This window comes from Streptomyces sp. NPDC059785, assembly GCF_042732375.1.
Classification (GTDB): Bacteria; Actinomycetota; Actinomycetes; order Streptomycetales; family Streptomycetaceae; genus Streptomyces.
On sequence record NZ_JBHWHV010000047.1, the window covers coordinates 53,428 to 70,481 of the forward strand.

The 17,054-nt window shown below is 72.1% G+C and carries 15 protein-coding genes; 9 read left to right on the forward strand and 6 right to left on the reverse strand.

Annotated features, from left to right (window positions below):
- The first annotated feature begins 28 nt into the window (after positions 1–28).
- On the forward strand, positions 29–1,132 hold the full coding sequence (locus ACFV6E_RS30150) for an acyl-CoA dehydrogenase family protein (protein ID WP_385465863.1): 1,104 nt from the start codon (positions 29–31) through the stop codon (positions 1,130–1,132).
- A 71-nt stretch (positions 1,133–1,203) separates the two neighbouring features.
- On the opposite strand, the gene ACFV6E_RS30155 is transcribed toward ACFV6E_RS30150, so the two are convergent.
- The 4 genes from ACFV6E_RS30155 to ACFV6E_RS30170 all read right to left on the reverse strand — a co-directional run bounded on the left by ACFV6E_RS30155 (position 1,204) and on the right by ACFV6E_RS30170 (position 4,990).
- Positions 1,204–2,139: an aromatase/cyclase gene (locus ACFV6E_RS30155; protein ID WP_385166478.1), complete on the reverse strand. Its 936-nt coding sequence runs from the start codon at positions 2,137–2,139 to the stop codon at positions 1,204–1,206.
- Between the two features lie 74 nt (positions 2,140–2,213).
- Entirely contained in the window at positions 2,214–2,462 is a 249-nt protein-coding gene (locus ACFV6E_RS30160; protein ID WP_385465866.1) for an acyl carrier protein, read from the reverse strand.
- Between the two features lie 39 nt (positions 2,463–2,501).
- Positions 2,502–3,725 carry a ketosynthase chain-length factor gene (locus ACFV6E_RS30165; RefSeq protein WP_385166482.1) on the reverse strand — a complete coding sequence of 408 codons (1,224 nt, stop codon included), beginning with the start codon at positions 3,723–3,725 and terminating at the stop codon, positions 2,502–2,504.
- Entirely contained in the window at positions 3,722–4,990 is a 1,269-nt protein-coding gene (locus tag ACFV6E_RS30170) for a beta-ketoacyl-[acyl-carrier-protein] synthase family protein (protein WP_385166484.1), read from the reverse strand. Before ACFV6E_RS30170 ends, ACFV6E_RS30165 begins: the two co-directional genes overlap by 4 nt.
- A gap of 243 nt (positions 4,991–5,233) precedes the next feature.
- Here ACFV6E_RS30170 and ACFV6E_RS30175 point away from each other — a divergent pair, with 243 nt between their 5' ends.
- Positions 5,234–6,433, forward strand: a complete 1,200-nt coding sequence (locus ACFV6E_RS30175) for a sensor histidine kinase (RefSeq protein ID WP_385166486.1) — start codon at positions 5,234–5,236, stop codon at positions 6,431–6,433.
- Here the strand turns inward: ACFV6E_RS30175 and ACFV6E_RS30180 are convergent.
- Entirely contained in the window at positions 6,324–6,971 is a 648-nt protein-coding gene (locus ACFV6E_RS30180; RefSeq protein ID WP_385166488.1) for a DNA-binding response regulator, read from the reverse strand. The two genes, ACFV6E_RS30175 and ACFV6E_RS30180, sit on opposite strands and share 110 nt — an antisense overlap.
- Before the next feature lie 301 nt (positions 6,972–7,272).
- Between ACFV6E_RS30180 and ACFV6E_RS30185 the strand changes: the two genes are divergently transcribed.
- The 3 genes from ACFV6E_RS30185 to ACFV6E_RS30195 all read left to right on the forward strand — a co-directional run bounded on the left by ACFV6E_RS30185 (position 7,273) and on the right by ACFV6E_RS30195 (position 9,462).
- Positions 7,273–7,932, forward strand: coding sequence for a hypothetical protein (locus tag ACFV6E_RS30185; protein ID WP_385465869.1), 660 nt, complete (start codon positions 7,273–7,275; stop codon positions 7,930–7,932).
- 110 nt (positions 7,933–8,042) lie between these two features.
- Positions 8,043–9,065 carry an LLM class flavin-dependent oxidoreductase gene (locus ACFV6E_RS30190; RefSeq protein WP_385166492.1) on the forward strand — a complete coding sequence of 341 codons (1,023 nt, stop codon included), beginning with the start codon at positions 8,043–8,045 and terminating at the stop codon, positions 9,063–9,065.
- 172 nt (positions 9,066–9,237) lie between these two features.
- Positions 9,238–9,462: a cold-shock protein gene (locus ACFV6E_RS30195; protein ID WP_385166494.1), complete on the forward strand. Its 225-nt coding sequence runs from the start codon at positions 9,238–9,240 to the stop codon at positions 9,460–9,462.
- 23 nt (positions 9,463–9,485) lie between these two features.
- Here ACFV6E_RS30195 and ACFV6E_RS30200 read toward each other — a convergent pair whose 3' ends face one another.
- Positions 9,486–10,337, reverse strand: a complete 852-nt coding sequence (locus ACFV6E_RS30200) for an alpha/beta fold hydrolase (RefSeq protein WP_385465872.1) — start codon at positions 10,335–10,337, stop codon at positions 9,486–9,488.
- Between the two features lie 718 nt (positions 10,338–11,055).
- Here ACFV6E_RS30200 and ACFV6E_RS30205 point away from each other — a divergent pair.
- The 4 genes from ACFV6E_RS30205 to ACFV6E_RS30220 are packed head-to-tail and all read left to right on the forward strand — an operon-like array spanning position 11,056 to position 16,962.
- Positions 11,056–13,671, forward strand: coding sequence for a hypothetical protein (locus ACFV6E_RS30205; RefSeq protein ID WP_385465875.1), 2,616 nt, complete (start codon positions 11,056–11,058; stop codon positions 13,669–13,671).
- Positions 13,664–15,043: a hypothetical protein gene (locus tag ACFV6E_RS30210; RefSeq protein WP_385166499.1), complete on the forward strand. Its 1,380-nt coding sequence runs from the start codon at positions 13,664–13,666 to the stop codon at positions 15,041–15,043. Before ACFV6E_RS30205 ends, ACFV6E_RS30210 begins: the two co-directional genes overlap by 8 nt.
- A gap of 3 nt (positions 15,044–15,046) precedes the next feature.
- The gene (locus ACFV6E_RS30215) at positions 15,047–15,754 is read left to right on the forward strand and encodes a hypothetical protein (protein ID WP_385166501.1); all 708 of its coding nucleotides are present in this window, start codon (positions 15,047–15,049) and stop codon (positions 15,752–15,754) included.
- Between the two features lie 32 nt (positions 15,755–15,786).
- Positions 15,787–16,962 (forward strand): hypothetical protein, encoded by a 1,176-nt coding sequence (locus tag ACFV6E_RS30220; RefSeq protein ID WP_385166502.1) that lies wholly within the window; start codon positions 15,787–15,789, stop codon positions 16,960–16,962.
- Positions 16,963–17,054: the final 92 nt, after the last annotated feature.

A 17,054-nucleotide genomic window follows, 5' to 3' on the forward strand; every position in this document is an offset into this window, starting at 1 on the left:
TGTCGCGAGAGACCGAGGAGACCGCCCCATGCCGGACCGCCCGACCGAACCCTCCGCACTGACCACCGCGGCCGCGGACACCGCCAAGATCGCCGCCGAGTACGCGGCCGAGTCCGAGCGCCGGCGGACGCTCCCGGCCCAGGTGGTGGAGTCACTGCTCGCCGCCGGTTTCGCCCGGCACTTCGCACCCGTCGCGCACGGTGGCGGGTCCGGCGGCTTCACCGACGTCGTCGCCGCCGTCGCCACCGTGGGCGCCGGCTGCACCTCCGCCGCCTGGGCCGCCTCGCTCACCGCTCATCTGCCCCGCATGGCCGCCTACCTGCCCGAGCAGGGGCGGTCCGACCTCTGGCGGAACGGCCCCGACACGCTCGTGGTGGGGGCGCTGATGCCGCTCGGCCGCGCGGAGCCCGTGCCCGGCGGCTGGCGGGTCGGCGGGCGCTGGCCCTACGTCAGTCTGATCGAGTTCTCCGAGTGGGCGCTGGTGTGCGCGGTCGCCTCCGGCGGCGGTACCACCGAGACCCGGTTCTTCGCCGTGGAGCGGGACGCCTACGACATCGAGGACACCTGGGACAGCGTCGGCATGCGCGGCACCGGCAGCAGCACACTCGTCCTGAAGGACACGCTGGTGCCCGCTCACCGGTCGTTCCGGCGGGACGCCCTGATCGCCGGTACGGCCGGGGACGGCGCCGCCCCCTGCCACCGCGTGCCGCTCCGGGCAGTCAACGGGCTGTGCTTCGCCGCGCCCGTCCTCGGCGCGGCCCGCGGTGCCGCCGATTCCTGGCTGACGCTCGCCTCCGGGCGCGGCCCGCTGTCCGACACGGCCGCCGCCGACCTGGCCCGCGCGACGGGCGAGACCGACGCCGCGGAGCTGCTGCTGCACCGGGCCGCCGCCACCGCGGACCGGGGCGGGCTCGACGCTCTGGAGGTCGGCCGGGCGGCACGGGACTGCGCGCTGGCCGCCGACCTGTCGGTCACGGCCGTGGAGCGGCTCTTCCGCGGCGCGGGCACCCGGGGCCAGCAGCACACCTCTCCGTTGCAGCGGGCCTGGCGCGACGCGCACAGCGCGGCCAGTCATGTGGTGCTCCAGTTCCAGCCCGCGGCCGTCGAGTACGCGCGCCTGCTGGCGGACTGAACGCCACGCGGCCGGGCGGGAACCGAGGTCTCGGTTCCCGCCCGGCCGCGTCGTGAGAAGGCCGCGTACCGCTACACGCGTGCCGCCGCCGCGCCCTCCAGGGTGGCCCGGCTGTTGCGGCCCAGCGCGTCGCGCAGATAGGCGCGGGCGTCGGCCGGCGTCGCCTCCGGGCCGAGCACCCCGGGGACGGCCGCCGGGTCGATCACGACGGTGTGCCGCGCGGTGGCGAAGGACCCCGAGGGCCCGTCCGTGAACGACCACTGACCGCTGTGCCCGGCCAGGAGCCGCGGCGTGACCTGCTGCTTGTACGCGATCCACGCCCCCGGGCGGCAGATGCGCACCGAGCGTGTGGTGTGCCGCGAGCCGTCCGGGGTGACGGTGTCCATCTCCATCTGCTGGACGTCCGGGCGCGGTTCGGCGAGGTCCACCCGGGATACGTGCGGCAGCAGGTCGGGCCAGCGTTCGGCGCGGGCGACGAACTCGTAGGCCTCGGCCGCCGGGACCGACAGCTCGATGGTGTCGGAGAACGCGAACACCACCTCGTCGACCGCGTGCCCGCCGGCGGCCAGCCGGCCCAGGGCGGCCAGTTCACGGGCGCTGTTGCGGTCCAGCGCCGCGGTGACCGCGGCCACGGCGGCCGGGTCGTCGTCGGCCACCGCGAACCGGTGCCGGAGCACGATCTCCGTACCGCCGGAGGGCAGTTCGCGGAAGAGCCAGCCGCCCGACATGGAGGTGACCGGCGGGGTGCTGTGGTCCTGGCGGAAGGAGATGTAGCGGCGCTCCGGGTCGAGGACACGGCGCGAGGTCCAGTGGACCACCTCGCCGTTCACCTCGGCCCAGATCTCGAACCGCTCGGACCGCTCGGCACGCTCCAGGTGGTGCACGTGCACGGTCGGTTCGAAGACGGCCGGCCAGCGGCCGACGTCGGCGACGAGGGCGTAGAGGGCGCCGGCCGGTGCGGTGGTCGTCAGGGTGTGTTCGCTGCGGTGCAGGACAGCGGAGGACATCAGGTCTCCTGGACGTCTCGGCGAGTGTGGCGAGGGGACCGCGCTCCTGTCGGCGGCGCGGCCCCCTCGGGAGGTCAGGCGGCGGCCGCGGTCAGGCTGTTCACCAGGGCCAGCAGGGCGCGCGGGGTGTCGGCGTCGGCGACGGCCTCTTCCGGCAGTGCGACGCCGTAGTCACGCTCGATCTTCGACGCGCTCTCCATCAGCGCCAGTGAGTCGTAGCCGAGGTCCTCGAAGGTCATGTCGAGGATGTCGCCGTTCAGGGCGGCCGACTCCTCCTCGCCGGCGCAGGCGATGAGCGTGCCGCGCAGGTCGTCAAGGGTCATCTGTGCCATGGTGCGTGTTCTCCCTCGGGTGGGGTCGGATCAGACGGTGGTCAGGACGAGGGCCGCGTTGAAGCCGTGCCGGCCCCGGGCGAGCACCAGGGCGGCCCGGGCGTCGACGGCACGCGGTTCGCCGAGGACGAGGTCGAGTCCGTACGTGTCCGGTACGGAGACGGTGTGGGCGGTGGCCGGGACCACCTGGTCGCGCAGCGCGAGCAGCGCCGCCGCCACGTCGGCCGGGCCGCCGCCCGCGTACATGCGGCCGGTCAGCGCCTTCGGCGCGGTCACCGGCACGCCGTGCGGTCCGAAGACCTCGCGCAGCGCCTGCGCCTCGGCCTCGTCGAGCGGGCGGAGCCCGGCCGCGTCCGCGAACACCACACCGATGTCGGACGGTGTCAACCCGGCGTCGGCCAGGGCGAGTTCGGCGGCCCGGCGCAGACCGGGCGGACGTCCCGAGCCCGGCGCCGGGTCGAAGGTGGCCGCGTACCCGGCGATCTCGCCGTACGTGCGGGCCGCGCCCCGCTCCCGCGCCGACGCCGCGTCCTCGACGATCAGGATCGCGCCGCCCTCGCCGGGGACGTGGCCCCGGGCCGCGGTGTCGAACGGCAGGTACGCCCGGCGGGGGTCGTCGGCCGTGCTGACCCGCCCGCCGGCGAGCTGGGCCGACCAGCCCCAGGGATCGAAGGCGGAGTCGACGCCGCCGCTCAGCACCAGCCGGGTGCCGCGCCGTACCGTGCGGCGGGCGTGCCCGATGGCGTCCAGGCCGCCCGCCTGTTCGCCGACGAGGGCCGCGCTCGGTCCGCGCATGCCGTTGCGGATGGAGATCTGGCCGGTGTTGACCGCGTAGAACCAGGCGAAGGACTCGTAGACGCTGACGTACTCCGGTCCCTCGTGCCACAGCTTGCGGAACTCGCGGTGGGTGAAGTCGAAGCCGCCCTGGGCGGTGGAGGTGACCACCCCCATGTCGTAGTCGGCGAGCCGCGACCCGGCGTCGACACCGGCGTCCGCGAGCGCCCAGTCGGCGGCGGCGATGGCGTAGCGCGTGGAGACGTCGGTCTGCGGGAGCAGCCGGCTCGGCAGGTGCTCGGCCGCGTCGAAGTCCCGGATCTCGCCGGCGAGCCGGGCCGGGTAGCCGGTGGTGTCGAAGCGGCTCAGCTCGGCGATGCCGCTCTCCCCGGCGAGCAGGGCCTTCCAGTACTCCTCGGTGCCCAGCCCGTTGGGCGCGACGACCCCGAGCCCGGTGACGACCGTACGGGCGGCGCTCATGCGGCGCTCACCTCCGGGCCGTGCAGCACCATGGCGCTCTGGAAGCCGCCGAAGCCGCTGCCCACGGTGAGCACGGTGTCCACGCGCTGCTCGCGGGCGAGGCGCGGGACATAGTCCAGGTCGCACTCCGGGTCGGGGGTGTGCAGGTTCGCCGTCGGCGGCACCACGCCGTGCCGGATCGCCAGCGCGGACGCGGCGATCTCGATGGAGCCGATCGCGCCGAGGGAGTGGCCCACCATCGACTTGATGGAGCTCACCGGGACCGCGTACGCGTGCTCGCCCAGGCTGCGCTTGAAGGCGGCCGTCTCGTGCCGGTCGTTCTGCTTGGTGCCCGATCCGTGGGCGTTGACGTAGTCGACGGCCGTCCGGTCGAGCCGGGACTCGTCGAGCGCCGCCCGGATCGCCTCCGCCATCTCGCGCCCGTCCTTCTTGAGACCGGTCATGTGGTATGCGTTGCTGCGCGTCGCGTAGCCGCCGATCACGGCGTAGACATGGGCGCCGCGGGCGCGGGCCGCCTCGTACTCCTCGATGACGAACATCGCGGCGCCCTCGGCCAGCACGAAGCCGTTGCGGGTGCCGTCGAACGGGCGGGAGGCGGTGGCCGGTTCGTCGTTGCGCGGGGTCGTCGCCTTGATGGCGTCGAAGCAGGCGACCACGATCGGCGACACCGGGGTGTCGGCGGCGCCCGCGAGCACGGTGTCCGCGCTGCCCTCACGGATGAGCTGGGCACCGTAGCCGACCGCGTCCAGGCCCGAGGTGCAGCCGTCGGAGACCATGGTGACCGGGCCCTCGGCGCCGACCTCCCAGGCGATCTCGGCGGGCATCGCGCCGGGGCTGAGGTAGTCGAACATGTACGGCGACAGGTGGGCGGGATCGACCAGCCACTCGCGGCCGGCGTCCGACATCACCAGGTACTCGTTCTCCAGGCTGGTGGCCGAGGCGACGGCGCTGCCCAGGGCCACGCCCACCCGGCGCGCGTCGAGCGCGGCGAAGTCGAGTCCGCTGTCGGCGACGGCGTCCCTGGTGCACGCCACGGCGAACTGCGTCGCCCGGTCCATCCGCCGGATCTCGCGCGGGGTGAACCCCTCCGCCCCGGCGTCGAAGTCGGCCTCGCCCGCGATCCGCGAGCGGAACGGCGAGGCGTCGAAGAAGGTGATCGGCCGGGTCGCGGTCCGCCCTGCGGTCAGCAGGTCCCAGAACTCCTGCGTGCCCCGGCCGCCCGGCGTGCGCACCCCGATTCCGGTGATCACCGCTCGCCGGGTCACCGCCCGGCTCCAGTCCTGCTCGCCATGATCCGACAGCCCCTTTCGATGTGACCCCGAGGTGTTGACGGGGAAACCCTGTGAGCTGCCGCTCGAGGCTGGCTCGGGAGCGGATGGGGGCGCGGTTGCGCCGCTCGAAAGACCGATAACGAACCCTCTTCATTCGGCCGCAACAGCGCGGACACTCGTTCGCGTATGATCGGTTGGGATCGCAGGTCGTGCGCTGGATCACGTACGGGGGGAACTGTGGGCGGGTTCTACAAGCGCGTCCCGACGGCATGGATGGCGGTAACCGCTGTCTGTGTACTTCAGGCCGGAGTCGCGCTCAATGGCCTGATCGAAATGCTGTCGGTCGGAGCGCGCGATGCGGCCTTTGTCACATGGGCCGCGTGTTTACCGGCGCTGATTGCGGTCCAGGCGCTGCACAGTCCGCCGGCCGCCAAGAAATTCCGCCGGTTCTCGCTGTGGATGCCGGCCCTCCAGACGGTCCTGACGTACGTGCCCTGCCTGGCCGTCCGGACCCTGTGGCCGGGTATGGGAGGCTTCGTCGCCGGTGCCGCGCTCGCCGCCCTGCGGGGTGGCAGGGGCACGGGCGTGTTCGTCGCGATCCTCGCCGTCGACGCGGCGGTGAGCAGGCAGAACGGCCTGTCGTACGTGGAATCGGCGGTGGCGGCCGGGGTGACCCTGGGCGTCGGACTGGCCGTCGCCACGCTGCTGCGGATCGCCTGCCGCCTGTCCTGGATGCGCCGCGCGGAGGACCACGCCATCCGCAGCGCGCTCCAGGACGAACGGCAGCGGATCGGACGCGACATGCACGATCTGCTGGCGAGCCGGCTCGCGTTCGCGTCCATCCGCGGAGAACTGGCCAATCGTCATCTGGGCAGTCAGAACGAACGGGCCCGTTCCGAAGTGCGGAACATGGTGGGGCTGACCCGCGAGGTGCTCGCGGATATGCGCTCGATGGCCCACGATTTCGGCGACCTGTCGTTCCGCGGCGAAATAAGGAATGCCCGCTCGCTGCTGGAAGGCATAGGGGTGAAGGTCACCGTCCGTGAGGACGTCGCCATTCCCTCGGGGGAAATCGGCAATCTCTTCGCGACCGCGGTCCGTGAATTCGTGGCCAATATTCTCCGGCACAGCGAGGCCACCACGTGCACCATCGCCCTGGGGCGCAGCGGCGACGCGATTCTGCTGTCCGTGCTCAACGACGGAGTGCGCGGCGCCCGCCGTCCCACGGCTCCCGCCCCCGGGCACGGTCTGGCCAATCTGACGTCACGCGCCGCCGAACTGGGCGGTCACTGCAGAGCGGGGAGTCCCGTCGCCGGGCGTTTCCTGGTCACGGTGTCCTGTCCGGCGAAGGCGCAGGCCGGGTCTCCGGCGGCAGCCACCCCGCTTCCCGCGCGATGCGCACCGCGTCGAGACGGCTTCGCGCACCGAGCTTCGTGATGCAGTTGCCGAGGTAATTGCGGACCGTGCCGACCGACAGGCGGACGGTGTCCGCGATCTCCGCCACGGTCTGCCCCTCCGCGGCCCGCCGCAGCACCTCCGTCTCGCGCGGGGTGAGCGGGTTGGCGCGGCTTTCCCAGGCGGCGAGCATGAGTTCGGGCGCGATCACCCGGTGCCCGGCCGCCACCTTCCGGATGGCCTCGGCGAGGGCGTCGGGAGCGGCGTCCTTCATCAGATAGCCGTTGACCCCCGAATCCAGCGCCTCCCGTACGGTGGCCGCGGTGCTCAGACTGGTCAGCAGCAGCGTCCGGCACGACGGGAGCCGCTCGTGCAGCAGCGCGGCGATCCGGATCCCGTCCGTACCGGCGAGGTTGACGTCGAGGACCGCCACGTCCGGGCGGTGCGTGAGCGCGAGGGGCAGCACCTCCGCGCCCTCGCCCGTGTCGGCGACGACCTCCACGTCGCCCTCGATGCCGAGCAGTTCGATCAGCGCCCCCCGAATCAGATGCTCGTCATCGGCGAGAAGCACGTGTATCACAGAGCCTCCAGCTGTCCGGCCGTCCCCCGCGAGCCCTACCCGGCGAGTCTATGGGGTCGCCCTCGAGCCGCCGACATGTGACCACCTGCGGGCCGGGCCGCTACCGGCGGCTCCCCCGTCGGTGTGAGCCGCACACGCACCCGCACACGTTTCCCGGGGCACCCGGGGCCGTGCGGCCAACGGCGACAACTGTCCGCGCTGCCGGTCACGGCGCCGGTCACCTGCTTCGTCGCTCTCGGCATGCCCCGCGCACTCCCAGTAGCATGCGCAGCGTCATCCACACACGAGGGAGTGAACGGCTGTGCCCAGCGAATCAGCCACCGCCGCCAACTGGTCCAGGTATGCCGGCCAAGCAGTGTCGGATCTCGAGGAGAACCGCCGCCGCCAGCGTGAACTCACCCGCCAGATGGAGCTGTTGCGGCAGGAGGAGTCACTGCTGCTGAGCATCTTGACCCTCGCGGACCACCCTGCCGCGGCACAGGACTCCTCACACGTGCCGGAACAGGCACGAGGTGAACGTGGCACCGACAGCGGTGTCCCCGCGCCCGCCGCCGGCACACCGTCACCCGCCGGCGACAGCACCGGTAAGCCCCGGGGAACTCGCGCGGCGAGCGCCGGGAAGAACACCGGAGGTACCGGCAAGAACACCAAAGTCGCGAGTAAGAAGAGCGGCAGTCGGCAGCAACCGCTCCGGGAACTGCTGCTCGGCCTGCTGCGGCAGCACAGCGAACCACGGCTGGCTGCGGAGCTGCGGGAAGAACTGCTGCGGAAGCACCCCGACCGCGGCACCACCCCTCAGGTCGTGCGCAACACCTTGGAGACCCTGGTGGCCAAGGGGCGGGTCCAGCGGCACAAGCAGCAGCGTTCGGTGCTGTACACGGTGCTGGAAGCGCGGGATTCCGACACGGGGAGCGATACGGGGAGCTCTTCGGACGGCGACACCGCGAAGGTGACTGCCTGACACGTGCGGGCGCTCATTCCGGTCGCGGAGGGCATCCGGTCGTGAGGGCATCCGGTCGCGAAGTGCATCCGGTCGCGGAATGAATCCGGTCACCGATTGTTGAAAGCGGTATGAAAAAGATCGGGTTCCTGTCCTTCGGGCACTGGACGCCATCACCGCACTCCCGGACACGTTCCGCGGCGGACTCGCTGCTCCAGGCGATCGACCTCGCCGTCGCCGCGGAGGAGCTGGGGGCCGACGGCGCCTACTTCCGCGTCCACCACTTCGCCCGGCAGCACGCCTCACCGTTCCCCCTGCTCGCGGCCGTCGGAGCGCGCACCAGCCGGATAGAGATCGGCACGGGCGTCATCGACATGCGCTACGAGAACCCGTTCTACATGGCCGAGGACGCGGGCGCGGCGGACCTGATCGCCGGTGGCCGGCTCCAGCTCGGGCTCAGCCGGGGATCACCGGAGCAGGTGATCGACGGCTGGAGGTACTTCGGCCACCGGCCTCCGGAGGGCGGCACGGACGCCGACATGGCACGCGCGTACACGGAGACACTGCTCGACGTGCTCAAGGGCGAGGGCATAGCGGAGCCCAACCCCAACCCGATGTTCGCCAACCCGCCGGGCAAGCTGCGGGTCGAGCCGTACTCCGAGGGGCTGCGGGACCGTATCTGGTGGGGGTCCGGTTCGAACGCCACCGCGGCGTGGGCGGCCGGGCTGGGTATGAACCTGCAGAGCTCGACCCTCAAGGACGACGAGAGCGGCGAGCCGCTCCACGTCCAGCAGCGCAAGCAGATCGAGGCCTACCGTGAGGCATGGCGCGCCGCGGGCCACACCCGCGAACCGAGGGTGTCGGTCAGCCGCAGCATCTTCGCCCTGACCGACGACCGGGATCGCGCCTATTTCGGCGGGGAGGGCAACTCGAAGGACCAGATCGGCTACATCGATGCCGACACACGCAGCATTTTCGGCCGGTCCTATGCCGCCGAGCCGGACGTGCTCGTCAAGCAGCTCGCCGACGACGAGGCCATCGCCGCGGCCGACACCCTGCTGCTGACGGTGCCCAACCAGCTCGGGGTCGAGTACAACACACATGTGATCGAGAGCATCCTGACGCATGTCGCCCCGGAGCTCGGCTGGCGCTGATCGCCCCGGAGCTCGGCCGGCGCTGATCGCTCCGAGCCCGGCCGGCACTGACGGCACCGAGTCCGGCCGACGCTGACGGCCACCCGACAATCATGGCCGACGCAGGTCGTTCGTCCGCGGATCCACAGGTGATTCATCGGGTCCCGGGTCCTGCGTCGGCCAGGTTTCGCTCATGGTGATGGCGACCGTACGCGAGTGGAACGACGAGGAAGGGTGGGGTGTGCTCGACTCCGCCGAGACACCCGGAGGTTGCTTCGGCCACTACGCAGAGATCCAGATGCCCGGCTTCCGCACACTGTCACCCGGACAACAGGTGGACCTCACCTGGGAGGCCCCCGGCTTCGCACAGGACGGCTACGACTACCGCGCGGTGAGCATCGTGCCCCGGCCCGCCTGACACCAAGGACGCGACGCCGCCGATCAGGGCGTCCCGTGCCCTTCGCCGTGGGCCCGGAGGTGTTCGAGCAGCAGCCGGTTCAGCGTCTCGGGCGCCTCCTCGGGGATCCAGTGGCTGATGCCCTCGACGGTCTCGAACCTGTACGGTCCCTTGACCCACTGCCCGGTCTCCCGCGCGGCCACCGGACCGAACGAGATGTCCTCCGTGCTCCAGACGTACAGCGTCGGTACGTCGACGGTGCCGATGGCGCGCTCGGGCCGGCCGGAGCGGTACCAGTTCAGTGCCGCGGTGAGCGCGCCCGGCCGGGACATGTGCCGGACGTACGCGTCGACGCCGGCCTGCGGGACCGCTCCGCCGTAGAGGCCGCGCAGCTTCTCCGCGTCATGGGCGAGCATGTCGTTCTCGGTCTCGGGCGCCTGCCGCCAGTCGCGCATGTAGAGCGACCGCGCACGCTGGTCCTCGTCCGTGCGCAGGGCGCCGGCCAGCGCACCGGGGTGCGGGGTCGAGACGACGGTCAGGGTGCGGAGCAGGGCGGGGTGGGCATCGGCGGTCCACCACGCCACCGCGCCTCCCCAGTCGTGGCCCACCAGGTCGAACGTCGCCCAGCCGAGCTCCTGCGCGATCGCGACGACGTCGTCGACGAGGGTGGTGATGCGGTAGTCCTCGGCGCGCTCGGGCCGTACCCCGGGCGAGTAGCCGCGCTGATCCGGTGCCACGACGCGGTAGCCCTGCGCGGCCAGTGCCGTGATCTGCCGCTCCCACGCCAGCCTCGTCTGCGGAAACCCGTGCAGCAGCAGTACCGGACGGCCTCCCGGCGGACCCGCCGCGGTCGCGTCGAACACACCGGCCGCCGTCGAGATGCTCAGCTCGGCCACAACCCCGCTCCCCTCGAACCGACTGGCCGATCAGCCTTCTGGCCGTGGCCTCGGATTGTCAAGGCCGGTGATCCGCTTCCCCTCCCGCAGCGCATGGGAGGCAATTCGGCCACTGATCCACCGCCCATGCTGCACCAAGTCCTCTGTCGTTCACCGCACTCTCGAAAATGACAGACGCACGTCGGGACCGCATATGCCTCACGACCACCTCATTTCCATCCGACGATCGCCCTCGGCTCATCTCCGACCCGTCTCCGGCCCGTCTCCGCATCCCGCGCACACCTCACGAACGGAACGACTTGATTGGCATGGCCACGACCGAAGGCTTCTTGGGTACCGTGGCAGCGAAGCTGCTCTCGCAGCTGACGGGGGTTGCTGCTCGGGCGGCTACGGGGCTGTCGCCGGTTGAGCCGCGACGCAATCAATCGGGGGAACGCAGTCATGTCTGACGCGCATTAGCCGTATGCCTTGACGCGAACACAGGCGCTCACACAGGCACACACATAGGCGGACGCGGCCCGACGGCCGCTCCCGCACCATTCGCGTACATGTCGTTACGCGCATTCCAGTACGTTCCAGTACGTTCCAGCACTTTCCTGCTCTGTTCCTGTCGCCGATTCCGCTGCCCGATTCCGCTTGTGGAGTCGAGCCGGGGACGCGCGACGAACACGTCTTTCTTCATGGGGGCAGCGTGTCGCTGACCGAGCACTATGCGTGGATGTCCGAGGCGGAGAAAAGCAGTGGTTCCCCGCCGTCCGGTACTGAACTCCCCTCTCCTTTCCGTACGGAGGAGCGGGCCGGTGACCAGTACGAGTCCGAGTGGGAGGCCCCTGGCACCCCGACCTATCTCGACAGCCCGTTCCGGGCGGCCGAGCGGCAGACCGAGCGCGGCCCGGTGGACGCGGAGAGCGAGGCGGTACGAGAACTGCTCGCCGAGCTCTACGCGGACGAGCTGGAGGAGTCGCTCGCCGAACTCCTGGAGGAGACCGCGGCGTTCCACGCCCGGAACACGGCCTCGATGGTGGGCGGACCCGACCCGCGGGTCGGGGAGGCGCAGGCCCGCGAGTGGCTGGAGCCGCTGGCCCGGCAGACCGAGGCGATGCTGGAGAACGTGGCGGAGGCGGCCGGGAACGCGGACGCGCATTCGCTGACCGAGGCCGAACTCGAGACGTTGTTCGCGTCGGCCGTGCCGCCGGCCGGGCTCGGAGAGACGCCCGCGTTCGAGAATTTCTTCGGGGCGATCGCCAATTTCGCCAAGAAGGCCGTGACGGGCGCGGTCAACCTCGCCAAGAAGGGCGTCCAGGCCGTCAGCAAAGTACTGCCGATCGGGCTGATCCTGGGGCAGCTGAAGAAGCTCGTGAACCCGTTGCTGCAACGGGTGCTGAAGATCGGCATCGGCCGGCTGCCCGCTCCGCTGCGGCCGATCGCGGCGACACTCGCCAAGAAGCTGCTGGGCGAGGCGCCGGACACCGAGGCGGAGCAGGCGGACAGTCTCGTCCACGCCCCGACCGCGTACGCGCTGGGCCAGGACCCCGAGGCGACGGCACCGTCACCCGCGGCCGAACTCGCCCTCGAAGCCACCGGAGCCGCCGCGGGACTGCTGCTGGCCCGGGACGAGCAGGAGGGCGAGGACTGGCTCGCCGAGGCCGGCGCGGTGCTCTCCGGGGAACGGGCGGAGGCCGAGGCGTACGCCCAGGACACGCCCGCGGCGCAGGCCGAGGCGCTCGACGAGGCCAGGGAACGGCTGACCGAGGCGCTGAGCGAGCTGCCCGAGGGCGGTGACCCGCGGCCCGCGCTGGAGGAGTTCATCCCCGTGGTGATGGCGGTGCTCCCGTTGGTGCGCAAGGGCATCTCCTTCATCGGCCGGGACAAGATCGTGAATGCGCTCGCGGGCCTGATCGCCGGACTCATCGGCAAGTGGGTCCGGCCGCGGGAGGCCAACATCCTGGCCCGCGCCATAGCCGACACGGGTCTGAAACTGCTGGGCCTGGAGGTCGGGCCGGAGGACCCGCGGCGCACCGCCGCCACCGCTCTCACCGCCACCGTCGAGGACACGGTCCGCAGGCTGGCCCAGCTCCCGGCGGAGGAGCTCCAGGACCCGGCGCGTCTGGAGGCCGCGGCGGGGGCCGCCTTCAACGCCGCCGCGGCGGCCAACGTACCGACGTCGCTGCTGCGCGAGGACCTGCCGGAGCTGGAGGCCCGCGGGCTGCACGGCACCTGGCTGCACCTGCCGAGGAGCAGGCCGCGGCGCCTGCGCTACAAGCGGTTCTCCCGCTCCTTCGAGGTGGCCCTGGAGGCCCCGCAGGCGGCCGCGCTGCGCACCGCCGACGGGGTGCGTCTGGACACGCTGCTGCGGGACCGCTTCCGGGTCCGGGCCTTCCCGGTCCGTGTCGTCGTCAGCCTCTACGAGGCGATGGGCGGCGGTGTGTGGGCGCGGCAGATCGCGGTCGCGGAGCGCGATCACGGGCGCGGCCGGGGTCCCGTGGCGCTGCTGCCGCTCACCCGGCAGGCCGCGGGCACGCTCCTCGGCCACCCCGGCCTCGGCAAGGACGGTCCGTCTCCGGCCGAGGGCCGCGCGCTGGCGCCCGGCACCCGGCTCTTCGGCATCGAACTGGCCGGTCACCGGGGGTCCGCGCACGCGACGCGGCCCGCACCGGGTCCCGCGGCGGCCGGGGCCGACGCGAACCCGGGTGCGCCGGCCGGCGCCGCGGAGGCGGGACCCGGCGTCGCCGCCACTCCGTCGTCCGGGCGGGTACGGCCCACCCAGGTCAACCTGACGGTGGACGCACGCGGCGGTCGCGAAGCGCTCGTCGTCGCGCTGTACCTCGCCGAGGAACGCGCCCAGGCCCTGCTGAACGCCGCGGGCAGCCCGCCCGCGACCGGCCCCTTCCTCGCCGCCCTCGCCACCGACCTCGCGGACGGCGTGGTCACCGCCCTGCTCGACGGCGCCGGCCGCCGCGTACGGATCTTCCGGGAGGCCAACGAGCAGTCGGCGAGTCTGTCGCCCGCGGGCGAGGGCGAGGAGTTCGTCTCGGCGCTCGCGCCGCGCGTACGCACGGCCCTGGCGGCGGGGCTCAGACGGGCCGCCGGGCACATACTGGCCCAGTACCTGCAGGGCCAGGGTCACCTGGGCGAGTTCGTCCGTACGCTCCAGTCCCCTCGGCACGGGGTCACCCTGGTGGTGACGCTGCCGGGCACCCGGCTCGTCGACATCGTCACGGCCGTACGGTCGGGCCGGGTCCCGTCGCCGGCGGCGCTGTCCTCCGCGATCGGCTCGCTGACCACGGACGCCGCCGCCAAGGTGGAGGTCAAGGCGGGGTTCCACCGTGGTTGAGGTCCTGCGGCTCGCTCCGCGGGCCCAGCCCGTGGAGACCTGGCCGCCGCCGTCGCCGCGCCCCGGCTGGCACTACGAGCGCGGCGGGCCGGGGGACGCCGAGGAGTTCGGCCCGCCCGCCGAGCGTGATGCCGCCGCGCTGCGCACCCAGGTCGCCCGGCAGATCGCCCACTGGACCGCCGCCGTGGAGGGCCTGGCCAGGCCGGAGAACTTCGCCGCGCCCGCGGCCTGGGAGTCCCTGGAACGCAGGCTCGGGCTGGCGCTGCGCACCGAACTCCAGCGCGCCGTCGACCGGTTGCGTCCCAGGGCCCGGTCGCTGGCGGCCGTGCTCGCCGCGGCCCGCACCGCGGACCAGGTGCAGGACGTCCGCAGGGCCGTGGTGGCGCTGCGCCACGACGTCCAGCAGGTGGAGACCGTGGCGGACTTCTACGGGGACGCGGTCAACTCCCGTACGGGACAACGGCTCACGGCGCTGCTCGGCGCCTGCGACCTGCTCGCCGTACGCAGCATGGAACCGGTGCTCCTCCCGCTGGGACAGCCCGTCGCACGCGTCCTCACCTACGTGGACAAGGGAATGGGCGCGTCGATCCTGCGCGCCGGCGTGCGGTTGTGGGACCCGGCGGCCGTCAGTCCGGTGGCCGCCGTGAAGGTCACCCGGCACAACCTGCTGCGGCCGACCGCCCTGATCCACGAGACGGGCCACCAGGTCGCCTTCCAGCTCGGCTGGAACGGGGAGCTGGCCCGGTCGCTGCACGCGGCCGCCGCCCCCGCGGGCGAGGCAGTGGCGGACGAGTGGGCGGGCTGGGCGCAGGAGATCGCCGCGGACGCCTTCGCCTTCGCCCACACCGGGTACGCCGCCCTCGCCGCCCTGCACGACGTGATCGCCGGGCCGTACCGGAACGTCACGACGATCCTGCCGGGCGACCCGCACCCGCCCGCGTATCTGCGGGTCCTGCTGGGCACGGCGATGTGCCGCGACTGGTACGGGGCCGGGCCGTGGGACGACATGGAGCTCGCGTGGCTGCGCTCGTACCCGCTGGACGAGGTGCCACGGCACCGCAGGGAGGTACTGGAACGGTCCGCACCGGTGCTCGCTCCGCTGGCCCGGGCCTGTCTGCGCCGGGCGGCGACGGCCTTCCGCGGCCGCACCCTGGCCTCCCTCGTGGACCCCGGCCGGGTGTCCCCTGCGGAGCTGGACGCCCTGGCCGCGCGCGGCGGACCCGCGCTCTACACCTCGGACTACTGGGCCGACGCGGAGCCCTTGCGCATCCTCGCCCTGTCCTGTCTGCGGATGGCGCAGGAGGGACCCGGAAGTGACCGGATCCGTACCGAATTCGAGAACTGGCTGACGGCGCTCGGCAAGAGAGGCTGACCCATGACGACGAACAACATCCAGGAACCGGGCGACTCCGGAGCCGAAACCCAGGGCCGAGGCCGACAGCTCGCCACCCCGGCGACGCAGGGGAGCCAGGTGCCGCAGGAGACGCGGGCGATGCCGGAGAGCCAGGCTGCGCGGACATCGCTGGAGACGCGGGCGACGCAGGCCGAACCGGCCACCGGCTGGACCCAGGACCAGATCAAGGGGCTCATCGCCGCGCTGAACAATCTGCCCCGGCGGCTGGCCCGGCAGGAGCTCGGCGCGGACGAGCGGCTGCACACACCGCAGTTCGACGCGTTCTACGCGGCCCTGCACGGAGCGGCGGACGCGATCAACCAGCGGACGGTCACGCTGCGCACGCCCGTCACCTCGGCCTACTGGAGCACGGACTCCTACGACGAGACGAAGGCGATCGTCGACACCCGGCTGACCGACCAGACACCGTCGGCGCTGAACTCGGTGACCTCCATCAACCTCCAGGTCGGCGGCCAGTCCTACACCTGGGACCCGAGCAAACCGCACCCGGTCTACCCCAGGCTGAACGGCAGCCACCTGGAGATGGAGGTGCCGGTGCCGGCCGGTACGGGCCCGTTCCCGGTCAACGGAACGGTCACCTACAAGGACCGCGACGGCGGCGACCACACGTACAACGTCTTCCCGGCCGACGCGGACGTGCCGCACCGCCGGCTGACCGTACTTCCCTGACACCCGACCCCATCACCAGGAGGTGACCGCACGTGTTCCTGCAACTCGTTACCGCCATGATGGCGGCCGACCAGAACAACGGTTTCGGCCAGGCGGCCAGATACCTGTCCAAGCAGTCCGCCGCCGACCTGTCCCATCTCGTCGAGGCGACCTGGCAGTTGAAGACCGAGTCGTTCCCGGTCCGCGACCCGTACCACGCCAAGGAGTCGCAGGACGCGGCCCGCCGGGTGCTGGACGGCTTCGCTCCGGGCATCAACCTGCCGGAGACCACCGACCACATCGCCTACGCCTACATGGTCGAGAACACCCGGATCGAGGAGATACTGCGCCGGGTCATGGTGAGTTTCCTCGGCACCGAGATCTTCAACACCCCGTCCGCGGAGACCGTGCAGTGGCTGGACCAGACGGAACGGCTCTTCTTCCGTGAGCAGGCGCCGTTCTCCGTGCTCGCCACGGGCGGTGACCTGCGCCCCGACAAGGGCGCCGTCCGCCGCAACGCCTACCACCGGCTGCTCGGCCTCGACCTCAACCACGGGCCCGGCGGGCGGCCGGGCACGTATGAATACCACCGCGCCGAGGTCGCCAACACCCGCTTCGCACACTTCTTCCAGCAGTTGCTGCAGGCGGTGTCGGTGGGTATCCAGAACTCCAGCAACTCCTCGGGCGCGAACCCCACGGACGACTTCCAGATCACCGACCTCGTGTCCCAGATCGGTGACTCACTGCGCGACCGGCGCGGCCCCGACATGGTCAACCTGGCCCGCGAGGAGTTCGTCGCGGTGACCTTCATGTCCTGGCTGCACCTGGCGATCAGCTGGGAGAGCCCTGTCGTACGGGACCTGCGGGCGACGGCGAGCACCCCGACCGAGCGGCTGCGGCGCATCGGCGACCGGGTACGGCTGGGCGCCCACCAGGACACGAGGTCGTTCCTCGAACTCGGCTCCGACATGTCCACGCTCCTGCGCTCCATCGAGCTGAACCTTCCCGTCGTCCAGCAGCCGGAGGCCTTCTACACCCGGGGCTCGCAACTCCGCCCCCTGATGGACCGCATGATCCACCACTGGTCCCACGTCACGGGCACGGACGTCCGCGCGACGTCAACCCGCCTGGACGACAGAACTCTCCGAGCGCTGGGCCCGTCGGGCGCCTCGTCCCACGCGGTGTCCCAGGCGGTATCCCGATCGGCGGCCCCGGCACGGGTCCACTGACTCGGGTTCACTGACTCGGGTTCACTGACAGGAGTGGGAGCGCGCGCTCCCACTCCCCCACTCCCACGCATAACAAGAGCATTGGGTGAGCA